General features: G+C 60.7%; 1 protein-coding gene and 1 pseudogene. Both read left to right on the forward strand.

Annotated elements, in window-relative coordinates; all coding sequences use genetic code 11:
• Positions 1–116 precede the first annotated feature (116 nt).
• A pseudogene (locus ABLE91_RS28860) lies at positions 117–617 on the forward strand (ATPase domain-containing protein); the annotation flags it as partial.
• Complete coding sequence (locus tag ABLE91_RS28865; RefSeq protein ID WP_348936002.1) at positions 607–2,280, forward strand: ATP-binding protein; 1,674 nt, start codon at positions 607–609, stop codon at positions 2,278–2,280. The pseudogene ABLE91_RS28860 and the gene ABLE91_RS28865, both read left to right, overlap by 11 nt.
• Positions 2,281–2,547: the final 267 nt, after the last annotated feature.

A 2,547-nucleotide genomic window follows, 5' to 3' on the forward strand; every position in this document is an offset into this window, starting at 1 on the left:
CCCCGGTCCTTCACCAATCTTACAGCCTCAAGCTTGAACTCGCGGCTGAACCTCCGTCGTTGCATTCCAGCTCTCCAGTCCCGTTGAACACCTTATCTCGGTGTCCACGAAACCGGCAGCAGGCCAACCCGGCGGAATTATCGCCTGGGGAGTTCGCACACCGCGTAAGGCATGCGGTGGAGCACGACAAAGCTCGGATTGTGATTATCGACAGCCTGAACGGGTATCTCAATGCAATGCCGGACGAACGCTTTCTGGTCCTGCAAATGCACGAGTTGCTCAGCTACTTAAGCCAGCTCGGTGTGCTGACGATCTTGGTCCTGGCCCAGCACGGACTCGTCGGCCCGATGGATACACCGTTGGACATTAGCTATCTCAGCGATGCAGTTCTTATGTTGCGGTATTTCGAGTTCGACGGCAGCGTCCGCCGCGCGCTTTCTGTCGTTAAAAAGCGCAGTGGGGATCACGAGCATACGATCCGCGAGTTCCAGCTGAGCAGAGGCGGTGTCAAGCTCGGACCACCGCTCAAGGGCTTCAGCGGGATTTTTTCGGGGACGCCGGTTTACACCGGCGAGGGAGGTCCCCTGCTGGGCGACGGCCACAGCAATGGCGGATGATGTGTCGACCAATAATGTTCTCATTCTTGCGCCGGTGGGCCGTGACGCGGGCGCCTGCGCCAGGCTCGTCGAACAGGCCGGCCTCGTCCCACGTGTATGCGAAGACGTCTCTGGCTTAATAGTGGAGTTGGACCGCGAGGCGGACGTGGTCCTCATCACGGAGGAAGCCCTGTATGGCAAAGCTCTTGACCCATTGGCCGCGTGGGTGAGGGCTCAGCCTCCCTGGTCGGATCTGCCTTTTATCGTACTCACCAACCATAACGAGGGCGCGCGGTTCACAGCGTTTCGTCGGGATCTCGTCGGCAAGCTCCGGAACATCGCTTTTCTTGAACGCCCGATGCAGGCGATTTCGCTCCAAGCAGCGGTTTTGACCGCAGAACGAGGTCGCGCACGCCAATACGAAGCGCGGGCTTACCTTTCGGCGCAGCAACAGACAGCCGAAGAGCTGGAGCGCCTGGTGGCCAGGCGTACGGCCGCTCTGGAGCAGGCAAACGAGCGGATCCGGGCCGAGAGCGAGCAGCGGGAACGGGCGCAGGCGGCTCTGCTGCAGGCCCAGAAAATCGAGACCATTGGTCAACTCGTTGGCGGCGTCGCTCACGATTTCAACAATTTGCTCATGGCGATTATGGGAAATCTCGATCTGCTTGCCAGGCGCATCGGCGACGATCCACGGAAAACCAGGTTATTGGAAGGGGCGATGGAAGGCGCTCGTCGAGGGGCAACCCTAACGCAGAGGTTGTTGGCGTTCGCGCGCCGACAGGAGCTGCAATCCCGCGCGACAGACGTACGGGCCCTTGTGGAAGGCATGATAGGCCTGATCAAGGGATCGGTCGGTCCAATGATTGAATTGAAGATCATGGCCCCTGAAGGAACGCCGACGGTCGACATCGACCCCAATCAACTTGAGATGGCTCTCCTAAATCTCGCCGTGAACGCACGGGACGCCATGCCATCGGGTGGGACCTTGACCATGGCGTTGGACCACCAAAAAGTTGCGGAGGCCGACACGACATTGGCGCCCGGCGATTATGTGCGCCTCTCGGTGCAGGACACTGGGGAAGGCATGGATTCCGAAACGCTCGCTCGGGCAATCGAACCATTCTTCTCGACCAAAGGCGTTGGCAAAGGCACAGGTCTAGGTCTTTCCATGGTGCATGGGCTTGCTGATCAGTCCGGCGGCACGTTTCGCCTTCACAGCTGGCAAGGCGTGGGCACCACAGCCGAGCTCTGGCTACCAGTGGCGGGCCGTGCGGCGGAGAGCTCCGCACAACCTCACGTTTCCCGTGCGGTCGCACCTTCAGCGACGATCCTGCTGGTCGACGACGATACCTTGATCGCGGCAAGCACGATGGCCTTGCTCGAGGACCTTGGCCATCGCGTGGTCGAAGCTCATTCGGGTAAGGAAGCCCTCGCCATCCTGAGCGACGGCTTGAACCCAGATCTTGTCATTACCGATCATGCTATGCCCGGAATGACGGGCCTCGACCTTGCCGTTGCGGTCCGCGCGCGGAACCCGACACTTCCGATCCTGCTGGCGACAGGGTACGCGGAATTGCAGGGTGAGTTGTCGATTGAACTTCCTCGGCTGGCAAAGCCCTTTACCCAGGAGCAGCTCTCGACGGAGATCGCCCGCCTTTTGCCCATAGCACCCTTCAAATGGTGAGCATGTTCGCATTCTCTCCTTGGATGGCACTTCCCGGTCCGCGTTAACGCGACATGTTGTGCCGACAGGCCGTCTCTCGCTGTGCCGCGGCTGGAATACGACCCGGAGACGCTTGTTCCTGAAGCTCATGACGCAACATGGTAAGCGTCCGGCCTGGGCCGCAGGCTGAGGGGATGAGCGAGGGCTCCTGGCTATCCTCGCTCAGGAGGCTTGGCGAGGATCGGCGTGGCCTCGGCACCAGTTCCACGGCAGCAGCTCGCGGAGCCG

This window comes from Aquabacter albus, from assembly GCF_040049275.1.
Taxonomy (GTDB): domain Bacteria; phylum Pseudomonadota; class Alphaproteobacteria; order Rhizobiales; family Xanthobacteraceae; genus Aquabacter.

What these genes read in the sequence shown, in the direction of transcription:
- ABLE91_RS28865 (WP_348936002.1), top strand. Translation starts at nt 607, where the DNA reads ATGGCGGATGATGTGTCGACCAATAATGTTCTCATTCTTGCGCCGGTG.